Below are 18,548 nucleotides of genomic sequence, written 5' to 3'. Positions count from 1 at the left end.
TTTTACAATAATTTGTAAATAATTTCTATTTTTCTCTTCCAAGAGTGGTGTTCAATTTCTTCTAGTAACTCAGCAGGAATTTCACGTTGCTCTCTTGTTCTTTCTATCATAAGTTCTAAAGCACCCACTATTCTATTTACAAATGCTGGTTTTTCTTCTTCAACAGCCTTATCAGTATCATAAATAGTTGGCATTGCTATGTATTCTATTATCTCAGAATTATTTATTTTGTCTCCAAGAAATTCTATAAGCCCTTCTATCTCAGTAGCAACTACTCTTAGTCCACTTCCTAAAGCTTCAACCGCAATAAGACCTAACCCTTCAAAATAAGATGGTAGTATAAAAATATCTTTATGCCTCATTATTTCCCCTAAATGTGCTTGATCTACGGCGTTATAAATTTTTATTTTCTTAGAATCACCAACTAAGGCTTCGACCCTAGGTCTATCCTCTTCTTTCAAGTTCCCTATTAATTCTAATTCTACGTTATTGTCTTTTTTCTCTAATAATCTAAATGCCTTTATCAACTCATAAAAACCTTTTGATTCATCAAATTTTCCTGCGTATAGAATTTTTATACTATCGTGTTTTTCGTATTTTTCAACAGGATAAAAAATCTTTTCATTATATCCAGCACCAATATTTACAATCTTATCCTCAGGGTAATTATAAATATTAGAAATTCCCTCTATTACACCACTGCTTAGTGCTAGTATCTTATCTAATTTATCAAGATTTTTGACATACTTATCTTTCATTGCTGGATTCTTTTCAGCTTGTCTTATATCCGTATTATGACAAACTCCAATTACTTTTTCACCTTCAAATACATCACAAACTATAGAACTCAAAATCCATAAGTGATGTGTGATTACAACATCTGGTTTAAATTCTTTTTTAGCCTTTTCTAATTTTTTACGGAATTCTTCTTGCCAAGTTTCCAGCATCTCAGCAGTCATATTTTTATACAGAGTATTTTCATAAGGCATAATGTCACTCATACCTACGATAGGAAAACTAATATCCTTACCTTGAAACTCAACTTCAAATTTCTCATCTAAGAAATTAAAATCATATTCCGGTGTTGTTGCATAAACCGCAGCTTGTTCAACTTCAAACTGTTTAAGCCCTTCAATAACATTAGTAAAATATACACCACTTCCTGTCTTAATAGGTAATTGTGCTAATACATGTAAAATTTTCATAATTATCTTCCTCTATTTCATATTTTCCTTCACTTATATTATAACCTAATTTAACATTTTTTTATAGCAAACGTATTAATTCTTTATGTTAGTTATATAAAAAAGAAACTCACCTAGAACAATTCTCCGCTCTATGTGAATTTCTTATAATTATATCACTATATCTGTATTCTATAATTTCATAAATAAAAATTATAGGTATTTTTATTGAAACTTTATTAAAACGATAACCTATCGTTTATTTTAATTTTTACGCTCAACCACAAGATGATGCTTCTTGATCAGCTTGTGTTTCTATATAATCATTTTTATTATAGAATGCATTTCTATATTTAGCAGTATTGAATGGTTCAATTAAATTAAAAATTGTGTAACCAGCTAACCCAAGTTTTTTACATACTTCTTTACTTTCTTCAGGTTTATCACTATAAACAAAAATTTCTGAATCTTTATTTAACTTATCTAAAATACTATCTATTTCATTAGGTGAAACTTTGATTTCTTCATCACTTAAAATTTCACTACCTAAGTTTAAAAACTGCTTATTTTTACTTACTGAGACACGATATTTGAATTCAGATAATAATACATTGCTATATATTGCTTTACCATAGTCATATTGTTTAACCCCATCTCCAATATGAAGTTTCGTGAATCCACGCTCTCTTAATAATTTTTCAGTATTACGAGACGTTACATCGACTACACAATATAGAATAATATCCTTATCCTTATATTCATCAAGTACATCACTATTATTTTTAAAAAGTTTAATAGGTAAGTTTACCGCATTAATTGCATGCCCTCTTGCATACTCTTTTCTCCAACGAACATCTACAACAAGTGCTTCATCGAAAGTTTTTTTCTCTACTTCTGCCCCAGCAATTCGTCCTGGCTTACCTTTTAGCAATTTAAGCCAGAATGCATAAAGACCTAGTAAGATAATTAACACTATTATACCAATAACTACTAATATGTTCATCCTGTTTACTCCTTTCTTAACATAATTATATTATATCACACATTTTGTATTTTTAATAATAAATAATATTTTAAATTTGTTTTGATTTTTTTTCTATTTAAGAGTAAAATTATGATATAGATATTTTTTAGAAAGGAGATTTAAATGAAAATTTCCAAAATCAGTAAAATAGAAAATAAAAATTTTAAAATTGAAACATCATTACTTTTTGATGGAATCTTAGTTGGACTAGCTGCAGGAATAGTCGGTGCTAGCTATAGATTACTTATCGGTTATAGTGAAAAAATTGTTCATTATACAGCTGACTTTATAAAAACTGGTTTTATTTATAAAATTATATTATTAGCTGTCTTGGTATTACTAGCATTATTTTCTGGATTCTTACTTAAAAGAGAACCTATGGCAAGTGGAAGTGGAATTCCTCAAGTATCAGCAGAAATAACAGGAAGATTAAATCCTAATCCATTACGTGTACTTATTTATAAAATCACCGGAGGATTAACAGCTAGTTTAGGTGGTCTATCTTTAGGTAGAGAGGGCCCATCTATTCAACTCGGGGCTATGAGTGGAAAACTTGTATCAAGAATTTTAAAAAAGGATAGTATTAAAGAAAAATATCTTATTACTTGTGGTGCTAGTGCAGGTTTATCTATTGCCTTTGGTGCTCCACTTGCAGGCGTTCTATTTTCTATAGAAGAAGTTCATAAGCAAATCACAAAAAAAATTATAATTTGCTGCTTTAGTGCTGCTGTTGTGGCCAATATCGTTGGACAATATATTTTTGGACTTACAGCAATATTTAAATTCCCTGATGTTCCTTACGTAGAAGTTAATATTTATCCTTGGGTTGCTTTATTAGGTATTTTACTAGGAATATTTGGAACATTCTATAATGTTACTATAAAAATACTATTCAAAATTTACGAATATTTCAAATTAAATATAGTATTTAGACCCCAAGTAGCTTTTCTCATTTCATTTGTCCTATTTATTTTTTATCCCATAGTTTTAGGAAGCGGACATAGTTTAGTAGAATTTTTAATTGAAAATAAATTTAGCTTTATGTTTTTATTAACTTTATATTTTATAAAAACTTTATTTTCACTTATATCATTCACATCCGGTGTTGCAGGTGGAATTTTCCTACCAATTCTGATTCAAGGAGCTATACTCGGAACGTTATTTAGTAACTTCTTTGATGCTAAATATACTGCTCTATTTGTTATCTTGTCAATGTCTGGATATTTAACAGCAATTGTCAGAAGTCCTATTACTTCAATAATATTACTATTTGAAATGACACAAAAACTTAACTATTTTCTTCCTATTGCACTATGTTGCCTATTCGCTTATATGACTGCGAATATACTAGGAACAAAACCTGTTTATGAATATTTATTAGATCGCATACTAACTAATAATAAACTAGAAGATAATGAAGTTGAAATGGAAGTAGAAATTATTACAACAATATCAAACGATAGTTTCTTAGTAGGAAAATCTATCAGAGAAATAGAGTGGACGAAAAACACACTTATATCTCAGATTGAACGTTCTGGGCGTGAAATAGTACCGAAAGGAACAACAGTTTTAGAAGCTAATGACAAACTTACCGTCATAATGCCAAAAGAAAGTGTTGAGACATTCTTAGAAAAATTTAGTAAATAATTAAAGACTAGAAGATTTATTAAAACTCTTCTAGTCTTTGTTCTTATATTACATTAAAATGTTTTAACGCATTTGTTATTCCATCATCATCTACGCTTGTCGTGATATAATCTGCAATCTCTTTAACATTCTCTCCAGCATTCCCCATCGCTACACCTATTCCAGCATGTTTAAGCATATCTATGTCATTACCACCATCACCAAATGCCATAGTTTCCTCTAATTTAATACCAAAGTGTGCGATAACCGCATCAATTCCAGTATTTTTTCCACCATCTTTTGGAATGACATCAGTAAAATGAGTAGTCCATCTTGCTGCTTTTGAATTAGGCATATACGCTAAAAAGCCCGCTTCTTCCTCTTCTGATACAAAGACATTAAGCTGATAGATTTTTTCACTAATTGCTTTATTATACGCTAACGGATCTTCTTTAAAACGCTCTGGATCTCCTAGCTCATCTTCTAGCCATTTAACTCGTGAATTTTTCAAATTCATAAACGCTCCATCTAATAAAGCAAAATCGCATGCAATCTTATTCTCTTTAAAATATGGAAGCACATTTTTTATATCTTCTTGAGATAATATCTTATCATTTAAAACTTCACCATTTTCTAAATAGCAATATTGACCATTTATCGTAATATAGCCATCAAATTTAAAATCTAATAAGTCATTTAAAAATGTAGTATGGAATGGCGCTCTTCCTGTAGCTATAAATATCTTAATTCCTTGTTCTTTTAATTTTTTTAAAGTATTCGCTGTATTTTCAGGAATTGTTTTCGTTTTAAAACTTCTTATCGTCCCATCAATATCAAAAAAAATTGCTTTTATTTTAGTCATTTTTATTCTCCATTTTGTTTAAGTCAACTACACTGTCTCTTGTTTTTAATTCATAACCAATTAATAGTTTCATAGCTGTTTCTTCTTTTTTTATTATATTCAATAACATATCTACAGTCTGCTTAGCAGCATCCTTTAAATCAAATTTTATTGTTGTTAATGGTGATTTTAATAATGTAGATGAAGTATAATCTCCAAATGCTGCTACTGAATAATTCTCTCCAACACTTAAGCCAGATTCTTCAAGAGCTTTTATCGCTCCATAAGCCAAATTGTCAGTTGCGCAAATTAAACAACTATCCTCTTTTAACTTTTCTATATTTTCTCTTACTATTTCATATCCTTCTTCCATTCCAAAATTAGTAATTAATATATTCTCTGGTTCTAGATTATACTTTTCTAATGCTCTTAGAACACCTAATTTTCTATAGTATCCTACTGCAATATCATCCTCACTAACTCCTAAGTAAGCTACTTTTTTATGTCCACTAGCTAGAATATAATTCGTTAAATCTCTAGCAGCATTGAAATCATTGTACTCAACACTATATGTATACTCGCCTTCTTGTCCTAACATAACAACAGGAACATCCACAGATTTTATAGTGCTCTCGTAAGTTTTAGTCATAGTTGTTGGTAATAAGATTATTCCATCTACATTCATTCTCGCTAATTTTTTTATATACTCTAACTGCTTATTTTCTTCAAAATTAGCATTCATTATCAACGTCTCATAATTATTATCTTTTAACTCTTTATCAAGATATTTTAAAGTATTTCCACTAACAAAAGAATGAAGACATGGAACTATAACTCCAATAATTTTACTATCTGTACTTTTTAATGCCTTAGCAAAGGTGTTTGGTGTGTAATTATACTTATCTACTATTTCTTTAATTTTTTTGTATGTTTCTTCTTTTAGATTTCCACCATTAAAGTATCTAGAGACAGTAGTAGTACCTACTCCGGCCATTTTTGCTATATCTACTATTGTCAATTTCTTCATAGATTACCTCCTTAGACCATAACTATAATTATAACCGATTCAACTAAATAAATAAAGAATTATATAAGAACATTTTTAGAAAATATAAATACTAATTTCTTTGTTAAATACTTTATTTTTTCCACCCTGTAATACAAAAAAATAATCCACTTTTGATTTTTATTCTAATACAATTCATTTCATATCTTCTAAATAAAAATAATACAAATCACTATGATAATAGTAATATTTACTATTTTTCTTATATTTTAAAACCATCTTCAATATACAATGATAAACTGTATCAGTACAAATTGAAAAAAATCACACAACAGATGTCTAAACACTATCAAACATGCATAGAACAATATGAACAAATAATTTCAAAATTTTAAACAAACCTCTTGAAATCATTTTCTAAAAGTGGTATAGTTTTTCTTGGAGGTATATTATGATAGTTCAATTAAAAAACGTATCAAAACAATATAAAGATGCTAACTTCAAATTAGAAAATATATCATTTGATATCAATAAGAAAGAAGTTATTGGAATTATCGGAAGAAATGGTACAGGTAAAAGTACTATTCTTAAAATGATTAACGGGATTGTTTCATATGATAGTGGAGATATACTTTATAAAAACTCTTCTATAAAATCTATGGACGCAAGCACCCTTAGAAATACTAGAAAAAATCTAGCATACATATTCCAACACTCTAATCTTATTGATAATAAAAGTGTATATTATCATTTAAGTTTAGTATACAAACTAAATAAGGTTTCTGTTGATAAAAAGAAAATAGATGATATTCTTGAATTCATGAATATTACAAGACTAAAAAATAGTCTTTGTGGTAGCTTAAGTGGTGGTGAACAACAAAAAGTTGCTATTGCTATGGCACTACTACAAGAACCTGAAGTTCTACTTTGTGATGAAATCAGTTCTGCTTTAGACACTAATAGTGAGAAAGAGATTTTCGCTCTTTTAAACAAACTACGAACTACAACTGATATTTCGATTGTTATGATTTCACACAGTCTTTCATTATTGAAGAACTTCTGTGACAGAGTGGTAGTTATCGATGATTCTACTATAAAAGATATTGTCGTACCTAATAAAAATGCAAAAGACGATTACGACAGTAATTACTATAACTACGTAAAGGAGTTTTTATTAAATGATTGATTTATTTAAAGCCAATTACGATGGTATTATGAAAGCATTTTGGGAAACTAACTATATGATGATTTACTCTATGTTAACAGTATTTTTCATTTCCCTACCATTAGGTATTATGCTTTTTGCTTTCAGTCGTGATTATTTATTAAAGAATAGAGCAGTTTATGAAGGGCTTAGCATTTCTCTTAATGCCCTACGTAGTGTTCCGTTTCTAATTTTTGTATTCATATTAATCCCTGTAAATAGATTTCTATTTAAAACATCTTTTGGGAATATTGCAGCAATCTTGCCTCTTACACTAGTTGGTGTAAGTATCTATGCTCGATTTGTTGAACAAGCCCTTATTAATGTTCCTAAGAAGATTGTTGATAGAGCTATAAGTATGGGAGCTACTAAAATTCAAATTATTAGATACTTCTTATTACCTGCTACAATGGATAACTTAATCTTATCATTCACCTATACTACTATTAGTTTACTGGCGTATACTACTGTAATGGGTGTAATCGGAGCAGGTGGACTTGGTGAATTTGCATTTAGATATGGATATCAAGAATACAATTATGATCTAATGTATTTAATAGTAATAATATTTATTATATATGTATTTATTATTCAATCTATAGGTTATGGATTAGCTAAACGTTTCACAAACAAGAAGGAGAAATAGATTAATGAAAAAAGTATTATCTATTGTTGCTAGCCTATTAGCACTTGTGCTTGTATTAACAGCATGTTCTAGTAAAACTAGTGATAAAAAAGAAGAAAAAAAAGAAGACAAAACTATTAAAGTTGCTGCTCATGTCCCACCATTCACTGACATGTTAGAATTAGTTAAAGAAGATTTACAAAAAGAAGGATATACTCTTGAAATTGTAAAAGTATCTGATAATGTTCAAGCTAACGTTGCTTTAGCAAACAAAGAAGTCGATGCTAACTTCTTCCAACATGAACCATTCATGAAACAGTACAACGAAAAAAATAAAACAAACTTAGTAGCTGTTGCAAAAGTTTATAACTCAATCCCAGCATTCTACTCTAAAAATATCAAAAATATTAAAGATCTTAAAGATGGTGCTGATGTAGCAATTCCATCTGATGCTTCAAATCTAGCTCGTGCATTAAGATTATTAGCTCACGGTGGATTAATCACATTAAATGATCCTAACAGCTATAACGTTACTGTAAAAGATATCAAAGATAATCCAAAACATCTTAAATTTACAGAAGTTGGTCTTTTAAACTTAAGTGATGCATATGCAGAAAAAGATTTAGTTTTCAACTACCCAACTTACATTGCTAAATTAAACCTTACACCAATGAAAGATGGACTTCTAATGGAAGATAAAGCTGACTTTACATATGCTGGTGTTCTTGCAGCTCGTGAAGATAACAAAGACGATGCAAAAATTCAAGCAGTGAAAAAAGCTTTAACAAGCCAAAAAGTTAAAGATTTCTTACAAAAGAATTTCGAAGGTAAAGCTACTGCAGCCTTCTAATAAATATTTATTATTACTAATTCAAAATCTATAATATATACAATCAACAACCTTACCTCTAAATAAAAAACATACTTAATAGGAGAAAATATAATGAAGAAAATAATTTCATTTATAGCTAGCTTAGCTGCATTATTATTAGTTTTAACAGCATGTTCAAGCAAAACTGAAGCACCTAAAAAAGAAGAGAAGAAAGAACCAGTTACTGTAAAAGTAGCTTCTCACACTTCTCCAATGACAGACATGTTAGAAATGATCAAAGAAGATCTTAAAAAAGAAGGTTACAACTTAGAAATCGTTAAAGTTTCTGATAACGTTCAAGCTAACGTTGCATTAAACAATAAAGAAGTTGATGCTAACTTCTTCCAACACAGACCATTCATGGAACAATTTAACCAAAAAAATAATGCTCACCTTGTAGCAGTTCAACCTATCTACAACGCGACTGTATCATTCTACTCAAAAACTCTTAAAGATATTAAAGATCTTAAAGATGGTGCTGATGTAGCTATCCCTTCAGATCCAACAAACTTAGCTCGTGCTTTACGTTTATTAGATCACGCTAAAGTTATTACTCTTAAAGATCCAAACAGCTTTACAGTAACTGAAGCAGATATCAAAGATAATCCAAAACACCTTAAATTCACTAAAGTAAGTTTACTAAACCTTAACGAAGCATACAATGAAAAAGATTTAGTATTTAACTACCCAACTTACATCTCTAAATTAGGATTAACTCCTGATAAAAACGGTCTAGCTCTTGAAAAATCAGATGATTTAACATTCGCTATCTCACTTGTAGCTCGTGAAGATAACAAAGACGATGCTAAAGTTCAAGCAGTGAAAAAAGCATTAGCTAGTGAAAAAGTTAAAGATTACATTAACAAAGAACTTAAACCAAAAGGACACGCTACTCCAGCGTTCTAATATAAATTAAAATACTTGGTAACAATTGTTTACCAAGTATTTTTTTACCTACTATGCATCTATAAGTTACCACCTTAATTCCCCTTTTTATAAATGTTCTATTTATCATTAAAACATATATTATAACTGCTTGCTACCTTATGAATGCAAGGAAGAACACTATTTAATAACGTACTAGTATCTATATATAGATATTCATAACAAAAAAAGAAACTGATTTTTACATCAGTTCCTTTTTATTAATTATCTTATTTGTGTAATTCTTTTTCGAAAGCTTCTCTAACTTGTCCTACTGAGAACCCGATGATTACTTGAATAGCTTTACCGTTACGAGCAACTCCTAGAGCTCCAGAACGTTTTAAGAATTCATCATCTTTTACTAAGCTTTCATCTTTAACATTAACACGTAATCTTGTTACGCAGTTAGTAACGTCTACGATGTTATCTTTACCACCTAAACCTTCTAAAATGATAAGAGCTTGATCATCGTGAGTAGCTGCATCATCTTTAACTTCTGGTTTAGCTGCTTCTTTACCTTTTTCACGGTACTCTTGTTTAGAGTATAGTTTTGTTTCAGCATCATCTGCTTCACGTCCAGGTGTGTTTAATTGGAATTTAAGAATCATAAATCTAAATACGAAGAAGTAGATTACTGAGAATACTAATCCAATTGCGATTTGAACGAATACTTGAGATGAGTGGTTTTTGAACATTGGTAACCAGTTAAGAGCTAAGAAGTCGATTAATCCACTTCCGAAGTTACCTACAACTCCAAATTGGTACATAGTTGCTGACATTAACGCACCTAATACTGCGTGAGTAGCAAATAACATTGGTGCTGCGAATAAGAATGTGAACTCGATTGGTTCAGTGATTCCTGTTAAGAAACCAGTAAGTGCTGCTGGGATTAATAACCCTGCTACAACTTTTTTCTTGCTGTCTTTAGCTGTTACATACATAGCCAAAGCTGCTGCTGGTAATCCAAATACTTTTGAGTTACCGTGTAATGAGAATCCACCTTGAGGGAATAACTCTTTTAATGGAGTTGAGCTCTGAGAGAACTCTTGAATGTGTTGTACCCAGTAAGCTGTGATTCCATTTTCTACTACTGCTGGTCCAAACATGAATGGTCCATAGATAAAGTGGTGTAATCCTGTTGGGATTAAAATTCTTTCTAAGAATGTGTAAGTGAATACCCCTGCAACTCCAGATACTTTTAAGAATCCTTGTAATGCAGCGATTCCTAATTGAACTTTTGGCCATAATAAAGCTGTTAAGAATGCAGCTGGAATCATGATAAGGAATCCTACTAAGATAACGAATGTTGATCCTTGGAAAATTCCTAGTAATTCAGGTAATTTTTTATCAAAGTATTTGTTGTGAATCCATACTGAGATAGATGCAATAACAATAGAACCGATGATTGAAGTATCTAATGTGATTGCTCCAGCGATTCTTGTAATACCTGTAGGTAATTTAAGAGCTGGTGTTACATCTACTCCAAAGAATTTGAATTGAGTTAAGAATCCGTTGATGAAGTAGTTGAATACCATGTAAATTAAGAACGCTTCTAATGCTGCACGACCGTTTGCTTTTTTAGCAAGACCAATTGGAATACCAAGTGCGAATACTACTGGCATTTGATTGAAGATTGTCCATCCTCCTTGTTCAACTACGAACCAGAAGTTATACCAAAGAGTACCCTCTGTCGCGATGCTCCCTACTAAGTTAGGGTTTTTAAAGATTGAAGTTAATCCAACTACTAATCCGAAGAATGCGAATATAATAGATGGCATTAACATAGCGCCTCCAAAACGCTGAATTTTTTGTAACATAACATTTTCCTCCTTTTTTTATTTTTCTGCTAATGTTACTTCTAAGCCATTATGATCAGAAATTATTGGATAATTATCATCATTAAATATAACAAAACTTTCTTTTACGTCCAATTTTCTATTAATAAAAACATAATCCAATTTTTTCTGACACATAGAATCTTCCCAACCACTTATATTTTTATATACGGTAACTCCCCCATCTTTTTTCTCGGCTAATTCATATGTATCATATAATCCTTTATCAAGTATTCTTTTGTAATCATCTACTTGATGGAAATAATCCGTATTGAAATCTCCCATGAAAACTTTAAGATTTTTGTTATCTGTATAATTAATTAGGTTGCTAAGATTTTGATCTATGTCTTCCCCTTTACAAGTTGGCAAATTCATATGACAACTGTAAAATTCTATGATCTCATTATTTACTTTAAGATCTACTTTTAATATTTTTCTTGATTCAATAGAAGTCACGGTTTGTTGTGCCGTACAGTAAAAATCCTCTACGGCAACAACTTCACCTTTAGCTAGTATCGCTAATCCTTCTTCGAATTTATCAAATCCAATATGAGAATAAGTCCAATAATAACTGTAACCTTCTTCTCCATATTCTCTAATTTTATCTAATAATAATTTTCCGAAGTTATCTGTTTTTATCCCTTGTTGAACATCTTCACTATTAATCAATTGATTTACTTCTTGCATGGCAACCACGTCATAATTTTTTTCTACAATTACCTTCGCTAAAATATTTAATTTTTCTAATTGATTTTCTTCTAACCAACTATGAACATTAATCGTTAATAGTTTCATCGTATGTTCCCCTTTATTTTTATTTATTCCAAATATCTTCATTATATTGAGCAATTGTACGGTCAGATGAGAAGAATCCTGCTTTCGCAATGTTCGCGATAACTTTCTTCATCCATAATTCACGGTTTTCGTAATCTGCTAACATTTCTTCTTTCTTAGCATAATATTCCTCAAAGTCAATTAGTGTCATGAACCAGTCTTTGTTAAGAAGTTCGTTGTATAATCTTTCTAATCTTTCTTTATTTCCTAATTTCACTAAATCTTTAGAAATAATGAAGTCAACTACTTCTTTAACACCGTCTTTTTCATAGTATTCTTTAGAAACATATCCAGCAGTTTCGTAAAGTTTAATGATTTCATCACTTTCTTTACCGAAGATGTAGATATTTTCACGACCAACTAGTTCGTCAATTTCCACGTTAGCTCCATCTAAAGTTCCTAGAGTTAGAGCTCCATTTAACATGAATTTCATATTACCAGTTCCACTTGCTTCTTTAGATGCTAATGAAATTTGCTCTGAAATATCAGTTGCTGGAATTAGTTTTTCTGCAACACTTACGTTATAGTTTTCAACTAGGAATACATTTAGGTATTTATTTACTTCAGGATCATTGTTAATTAATTCTGATAGACATAGAATTAAGTGAATAATGTCTTGAGCTATAATGTAAGCTGGTGCTGCTTTACCACCAAAGAATACAGTGATTTTTCTTTCTGGTAATTTTCCATTTTTAATATCTAAGTATTTTTTGATTACATATAAAGCATTCATTTGTTGACGTTTATATTCGTGGAATCTCTTGATTTGAGTATCGATAATACTATTTTCATCAAGTTCAATACCTTGAGTTTCTTTTAGGTATTCTTTAAGAACAAGTTTGTTCTCATGTTTAATTTCTTCTAATTTAGCTGCTACTTCCTTACTATCTACAAATGCTAATAGTTTTTCTAATTTAGTTGCATCTGTTAAGTACTCATCACCAATTAGATCTTTTAAGTATGTCGCTAACGGTCTGTTAGAGAACTCTAACCAACGTCTGAATGTAATACCGTTAGTTTTATTGTTGAATTTCTCTGGGTATAATTCATAGAAGTGTTTCAACTCAGAGTTTTTTAGAATTTCAGTGTGTAGGTAAGCAACCCCGTTTACACTGTTAGAGAAGTGAATATCCATGTTTGCCATGTGTACTCTATCATCTTTATCGATGATTTGAATATCTTCACCTTCATATTTTTCTCTAATAACAGCATCTAATTGCTTGATGATTGTTACTAAGTGTGGTACCACTTCTTCTAAGTACGCTAATGGCCATTTTTCCAATGCCTCAGCTAAGATAGTGTGGTTTGTGTAACCAGTCATTTTTTGAACGATTGTATATGCTTCTTCAAATTCAATTCCGTGTTTTTCAGTTAGTAAACGAATTAATTCAGGAATTACCATACTTGGGTGAGTATCGTTAATTTGAACATATGCATATTCGTATAGGTCGTGAACATTACTTCCTTTAGCAATTGCTTCATCTAAAATTAGTTGAGCTGCATTTGATACCATGAAGTATTGTTGATAAATACGTAGTAATTCACCATTTTTATCACTATCATCTGGATATAAGAATAATGTTAAGTTTTTCTCAATTTCAGTTTTATCGAAACTAATACCATTTTCAATGATACTGCTATCGACTGATTCAATATCGAATAAGTTTAGGTAGTTTTTAGTATCTTTTTTGTATCCTAGTACGTCAATTCTTTTTAGAGTTGAAGTTAGGTTGAAGTTTTTGAATGGTACTGTGTATTTAACATCAGTATCTCTTAGCCATGAAGAATCTTCAATCCAGAAGTTTGGCTCTGCGTGTTGTTCATTTTTAACAAATACTTGTCTGAATAATCCACAGTGGTAATTTAATCCAACTCCATCACCATTGATTCCTAATGATGAGATAGAATCGATGAAACAAGATGCTAAACGCCCAAGACCACCGTTACCTAGTGATGGTTCTAATTCTGCTTCTTCAACATCGCTAAGACGTTTGTTAGCTGCATTTAATTCTTTTTCGATTTCTTCATAAATACCTAAGTTAATTAGGTTGTTTGATAAAAGTTTACCAATTAAAAATTCTGCTGAAATGTAGTAAACTTTCTTTTTATCAGAGTTTAAAGCTTTTTTATCAGCTTGTTCTTTTACATAATTTAATAGTTGTTTATATATCTCTTTGTTATCTAAAGTACTTAGTTCTTTACTTGTATTATCTAATACATATTTACTAAATGACATTTTATACCCTCTCTCTTGAATATCTTACTGTAATGTTTCTTAAAAATTCTTTTCTCTCTTCTGTTAGATCTTCTGCAAGCATTCTCCATTCCCAGTTTCCTCCAACTGTTGATGGAACGTTCATTCTGCTTGTTGCATCTTTGTCTAATAAATCTTGCATTGTTACGATTGCATAATCACTTACTGACGAGTAGATTCCTCTAATCATTGCTTCAGTGATTGTTTCATCATCACGACGGTTCAAGTATTCAGAAACTAGTTCTTTTTCTGATTCGCTTAGTTTTTCATACCATCCATTAACTACATCATTATCATGAGTTCCTGTGTAAGCAACACTGTTTTGTGTATAATGATGTGGGCGATCTAAGTTATCTTCTCCAGGGAAAGCAAATTGAAGAATTTTCATTCCTGGATATCCAGAATCATCTAATAATTTTTCTGCTTTAGCATCGATAAATCCTAGATTTTCTGCAACAATTGGTAAATCACCTAACTGTTCTTTTATTTTTTGGAATAATTCAATTCCTGGACCAGCTTCCCAAGTACCATTTACTGCATTTTCAGCATCTTTATCTATTTGCCAGAAATCAGAGAATCCTTTAAAGTGATCTATACGAAGTACATCGTAGATTTTGAAACTCTCTTGCACTCGGTAAATCCACCATGAAAATCCTTGTTCTTTGTGTTTTTCCCAATCATAGATTGGATTACCCCAAAGTTGTCCAGTAGGACTGAAGTCATCTGCAGGACAACCAGCTACATAAAGTGGTTCATTGTTCGCATCAACTTTAAATAGTTCCGGCATAGTCCACATTTCAACACTATCAGCACTTACATAAATTGGCATGTCTCCAATAATTTTAATTCCTTTTTCATTAGCATATTCTTTTAATGCTAACCATTGTTTAAAGAAGAAATATTGTGTAACTGTATAGTATCTTATGCTATCTTGAAGTTCTGTACGATATTTTTCACGTGCTGTTTCTTCACCTTTTTTAATATCTTCATCCCAGTGAATAAAGCTCTTATATCCAAAACTTTCTTTTATAGCCATATATTCAGCATAATCAGCTAACCAACTTGAATTCTCAGCTTCAAATTTTTCAATTTCAGCTAATACTTCACTATTTTTACTAGTGTTAGCGACTGCTTTTTCTAAAATTGGTCTTCTTGCTTCAAATAATAATGCATAATCAACTTTTTCAGGATTTTCTCCAAAGTTAACTTTTACATAATCACTTTCTTCAAGTAACCCATCTTCTTTTAATAATGAAAAATCAATTAAATTTAAGTTCCCTGCCACTGCCGAGAAACTTTGGTATGGTGAATCACCATAACTAGTAGTTGTAAGTGGTAAAATTTGCCAATAAGTTTGTTTTGTTTCTTCTAAGAAATCTATAAATTCATAAGCACTTTTACCAAATGTTCCTATTCCAAATTGACCTGGTAATGATGTAATATGCATTAAAACACCACTTGAACGTTTTGACATTATTAGTTTCCTCCGTTATTTTTTAACTTGTATTTACAACATAAGTTCTTATAACTTAACATTTATTATTATAATAAAACACTTTCATTTTGTCAACACATTTATGTAATTCTTTTTATTTCATCATGTAACCTATACGTAAATGTTGAAAACACTATAAAACTTTTACATATTTCTTGATTTTTAATCTTAGTACATTTATAATAATATAGACAAACTTTGAGAGGTTAATAGTAAATGAGTAAATACAAACAAGTCTACAGAGACTTAAAAGAAAAAATAGATACTCGAGTATATAAACGTAATACTGAATTACCGAGTGAAAATGAGCTAGTCAAAGAATATGGCTATTCTAAAGATACAATCAGAAAAGCTCTATCTTTACTAGAAATTAATGGTTATATCCAAAAGATTAAAGGAAAAAACTCATTAATCCTAGGACATGGTAGGATTAAAAATAACTATCTAGGAAACATTAAAACTTCTTCTGAATTAAATATTGATGGAAAATATGAAATCAAAACTTCTTTAGAATCCCTTTATATCATTCAAGGTGATAAAAAGATAATGGATATTTTCGGATCAAATGAAGACAATGATTTTTACAGAGTTAGTCGTAGTAGATTAATAAACGGTGAACGTCTAGAATACGAGGTGTCTTATTTTGATCGTAAGCTTGTTCCATTTATTAATAAAGAAATAGCTGAATCTTCTATTTATAAATATCTAGAAAAGGAATTAGGATTAAACATCACACACTCAAGACGTGAGATCTCATTTAGATATGCCACTGAAGAAGAAAAACAACATATGGACTTAGGAGAGTATAATATGGTCGCTGTTGTTGAAAGTATTACCTATTTATCAAATGGGAATATACTACAATACGGAATCCTGACATACAGACCAGATAAGTTCACATTTGTAACTATGGCAAAAAGATAAAAACAACTCGTAAATTGCGATTTTATTAAAATCTAATTTATAGAGTCGTTCTTTTAAAAAAAATTTTACTATTCAAATATTTTAAGTATGGTGACGGACCGTTCCATCTAACTTTAATTGTCATTTAGACAATCAAAGTGGATATTCCACCTTGAAATTAAGCTTAAAATCTTAATTTCACCGATGGAACTTTTCAAGTTTCATTTTCACTATTACAAAATATTTGAGTAAAATTAATAATACTAGTGAAAAATTAGTCAATTCATTTATTAATCAAGTTTATATTTTTCTTACTGTTTTGTAGTAGCTGAAGTGAAACACTTTTGTGTTTCACTTCAAGAAAATGAGACTACAGGCTCATTTTCTAACCGGAATATCCTTTTGAGATAACAAAAGATATGGAGGTGTCGCAAGCTACACTTAAAACAGGAAAAAGAAAAATATAAATTTTATGAGATATAGTATCCAATCATATATTCAAAAAACTGATAAAGGAAAATTTTTCCTCTATCAGTTTTTATTTTATTCGAGATTATTTTAATCTTTCTTCTAATTCTGCTTTTAAATCTTCAAATCCTGGTTTTCCTAGAAGAGCAAACATATTTTTCTTATACGCTTCTACTCCTGGTTGATCAAATGGATTTAGACCTTGCATGTATCCAGAAATACCTACAGCTTTTTCGAAGAAGTATACCAAGTATCCGAATGTAAATTCACTCATATCTGGAAGTTCTACTACGAAGTTAGGCACTCCTCCATCAGTGTGAGCAAGAAGCGTTCCTTCAAATGCTTTAGTATTTACAAAGTCCATAGTTTTTCCAGCTAGATAGTTAAGTCCATCTAAGTTATTTTCAGCTTCTTTAAGTTCAATATCTTTATTTGGAGATTTAACTTTTAAGATAGTTTCGATTAGAATACGACGTCCTTCTTGAACATATTGTCCCATAGAGTGAAGATCAGTTGAGAAGCAAACACTTGATGGGTATAATGCTTTTCCATCTTTACCTTCAGACTCACCGTAAAGTTGTTTCCACCATTCATTAAAGTAAACCATTGATGGTTCATAAGAAACAAGAATTTCGATTAATTTCCCTTTTTGTTGTAGTACGTTACGCATTACAGCATATTGATAAGCAATGTTAGTACTTAAATCTGGTGAAGAAAGTTCATCTTGAGCTAATTTAGCTCCAGCCATCATTTTATCAATATCAATTCCACTTACAGCAATTGGAAGTAATCCTACTGCAGTAAGAACTGTGAAACGTCCACCGATATCATCAGGTACTACAAATGTTTCATATCCTTCATCGTCAGCTAAAGATTTTAATGCTCCGCGAGCTTTATCAGTAGTAGCAAAGATTCTTTCTCTTGCTCCTTCTTTTCCATATTTTTCTTCAAGTAATTCTTTGAAGATACGGAATGCAATCGCAGGTTCAGTAGTTGTACCAGATTTAGAAATTACGTTTACAGAGAAATCTTTTCCTGTAGTTTTTAAGTAATTCACTAATTCTTGGGTGTAACTTGAAGAAATAGTGTGCCCTACGAAAAAGATTTGAGGAGTTTTTCTATCTTTTTCATAGAAGTTATAGAAACTATCGTTAAGCATTTCAATTGCTGCACGAGCTCCTAAGTAAGATCCACCAATTCCAATAACAACAAGTACATCAGAGTTACCTTGAATTTTTTTACTAGCTTCTTTAATTCTAGCGAATTCTTCTTTGTCGTAGTTAGTTGGTAAATCAACCCATCCTAAGAAGTCACTGCCAATTCCAGTTTTATTGTGTAATTGATCATGAGCAACTTTCACATAACCTTCCATATTTTTCACTTCTTGTTCGTTAAAGAAGTTTAGTGCTTTCGAATAATCAAATTTTAAGTGCATTTTTGGTTCTCCTTATTTG

The 18,548-nt window shown here is 30.5% G+C and carries 15 protein-coding genes; 6 read left to right on the top strand and 9 right to left on the bottom strand.

All coding sequences use genetic code 11. The annotated features are described in order from the left end of the window. Window positions 1-2: 2 nt before the first annotated feature. Window positions 3-1,205: a glycosyltransferase family 4 protein gene (locus HMPREF3186_RS03915; protein WP_060914017.1), complete on the bottom strand. Its 1,203-nt coding sequence runs from the start codon at window positions 1,203-1,205 to the stop codon at window positions 3-5. A gap of 256 nt (window positions 1,206-1,461) precedes the next feature. Continuing rightward, window positions 1,462-2,187, bottom strand: coding sequence for a rhodanese-like domain-containing protein (locus HMPREF3186_RS03910; protein WP_060914016.1), 726 nt, complete (start codon window positions 2,185-2,187; stop codon window positions 1,462-1,464). 144 nt (window positions 2,188-2,331) lie between these two features. On the opposite strand from HMPREF3186_RS03910, the gene HMPREF3186_RS03905 reads away from it, so the two are divergent. Beyond that, window positions 2,332-3,855 (top strand): ClC family H(+)/Cl(-) exchange transporter, encoded by a 1,524-nt coding sequence (locus tag HMPREF3186_RS03905; protein ID WP_060914015.1) that lies wholly within the window; start codon window positions 2,332-2,334, stop codon window positions 3,853-3,855. 43 nt (window positions 3,856-3,898) lie between these two features. On the opposite strand, the gene HMPREF3186_RS03900 is transcribed toward HMPREF3186_RS03905, so the two are convergent. Then, window positions 3,899-4,696: a Cof-type HAD-IIB family hydrolase gene (locus HMPREF3186_RS03900; RefSeq protein ID WP_060914014.1), complete on the bottom strand. Its 798-nt coding sequence runs from the start codon at window positions 4,694-4,696 to the stop codon at window positions 3,899-3,901. Further along, window positions 4,689-5,702, bottom strand: a complete 1,014-nt coding sequence (locus HMPREF3186_RS03895; RefSeq protein WP_060914013.1) for a LacI family DNA-binding transcriptional regulator — start codon at window positions 5,700-5,702, stop codon at window positions 4,689-4,691. Before HMPREF3186_RS03895 ends, HMPREF3186_RS03900 begins: the two co-directional genes overlap by 8 nt. A 430-nt stretch (window positions 5,703-6,132) precedes the next feature. Between HMPREF3186_RS03895 and HMPREF3186_RS03890 the strand changes: the two genes are divergently transcribed. The 4 genes from HMPREF3186_RS03890 (at window position 6,133) to HMPREF3186_RS03875 (ending at window position 9,287) form a co-directional block, all read left to right on the top strand. Then, window positions 6,133-6,867, top strand: a complete 735-nt coding sequence (locus HMPREF3186_RS03890) for an ATP-binding cassette domain-containing protein (protein ID WP_003145135.1) — start codon at window positions 6,133-6,135, stop codon at window positions 6,865-6,867. Continuing rightward, window positions 6,860-7,531 (top strand): methionine ABC transporter permease, encoded by a 672-nt coding sequence (locus HMPREF3186_RS03885; RefSeq protein WP_003146663.1) that lies wholly within the window; start codon window positions 6,860-6,862, stop codon window positions 7,529-7,531. The genes HMPREF3186_RS03890 and HMPREF3186_RS03885 overlap by 8 nt, the downstream gene beginning before the upstream one ends. 4 nt (window positions 7,532-7,535) lie before the next feature. After that, window positions 7,536-8,360 (top strand): MetQ/NlpA family ABC transporter substrate-binding protein, encoded by an 825-nt coding sequence (locus HMPREF3186_RS03880; RefSeq protein ID WP_060914012.1) that lies wholly within the window; start codon window positions 7,536-7,538, stop codon window positions 8,358-8,360. 93 nt (window positions 8,361-8,453) lie between these two features. Beyond that, entirely contained in the window at window positions 8,454-9,287 is an 834-nt protein-coding gene (locus tag HMPREF3186_RS03875; protein WP_060914011.1) for a MetQ/NlpA family ABC transporter substrate-binding protein, read from the top strand. Between the two features lie 248 nt (window positions 9,288-9,535). On the opposite strand, the gene HMPREF3186_RS03870 is transcribed toward HMPREF3186_RS03875, so the two are convergent. From HMPREF3186_RS03870 to malQ, 4 genes are read right to left on the bottom strand one after another with little or no spacing between them, the layout of a single operon-like run. Next, window positions 9,536-11,122, bottom strand: coding sequence for an alpha-glucoside-specific PTS transporter subunit IIBC (locus tag HMPREF3186_RS03870; RefSeq protein WP_060914010.1), 1,587 nt, complete (start codon window positions 11,120-11,122; stop codon window positions 9,536-9,538). Between the two features lie 18 nt (window positions 11,123-11,140). Continuing rightward, window positions 11,141-11,935 carry an endonuclease/exonuclease/phosphatase family protein gene (locus HMPREF3186_RS03865; protein ID WP_060914092.1) on the bottom strand — a complete coding sequence of 265 codons (795 nt, stop codon included), beginning with the start codon at window positions 11,933-11,935 and terminating at the stop codon, window positions 11,141-11,143. Window positions 11,936-11,954: 19 nt separating this feature from the next. Next, window positions 11,955-14,210, bottom strand: coding sequence for a glycogen/starch/alpha-glucan family phosphorylase (glgP, locus tag HMPREF3186_RS03860; protein WP_060914009.1), 2,256 nt, complete (start codon window positions 14,208-14,210; stop codon window positions 11,955-11,957). A 1-nt stretch (window position 14,211) separates the two neighbouring features. Next, window positions 14,212-15,702: a 4-alpha-glucanotransferase gene (gene malQ / locus HMPREF3186_RS03855; protein WP_060914008.1), complete on the bottom strand. Its 1,491-nt coding sequence runs from the start codon at window positions 15,700-15,702 to the stop codon at window positions 14,212-14,214. Window positions 15,703-15,939: 237 nt separating this feature from the next. On the opposite strand from malQ, the gene HMPREF3186_RS03850 reads away from it, so the two are divergent. After that, window positions 15,940-16,647: a UTRA domain-containing protein gene (locus HMPREF3186_RS03850; protein WP_003145472.1), complete on the top strand. Its 708-nt coding sequence runs from the start codon at window positions 15,940-15,942 to the stop codon at window positions 16,645-16,647. A gap of 532 nt (window positions 16,648-17,179) precedes the next feature. Here the strand turns inward: HMPREF3186_RS03850 and HMPREF3186_RS03845 are convergent. Further along, window positions 17,180-18,529 carry a glucose-6-phosphate isomerase gene (locus tag HMPREF3186_RS03845; protein ID WP_060914007.1) on the bottom strand — a complete coding sequence of 450 codons (1,350 nt, stop codon included), beginning with the start codon at window positions 18,527-18,529 and terminating at the stop codon, window positions 17,180-17,182. Between the last annotated feature and the right edge of the window lie 19 nt (window positions 18,530-18,548).

This window comes from Gemella haemolysans, assembly GCF_001553035.1.
In the GTDB taxonomy this organism is placed as follows: Bacteria; Bacillota; Bacilli; order Staphylococcales; family Gemellaceae; genus Gemella; species Gemella haemolysans_B.
Note: the sequence above shows the minus strand (reverse complement) of the source record. Positions and strands in the feature narration are given on the sequence as shown.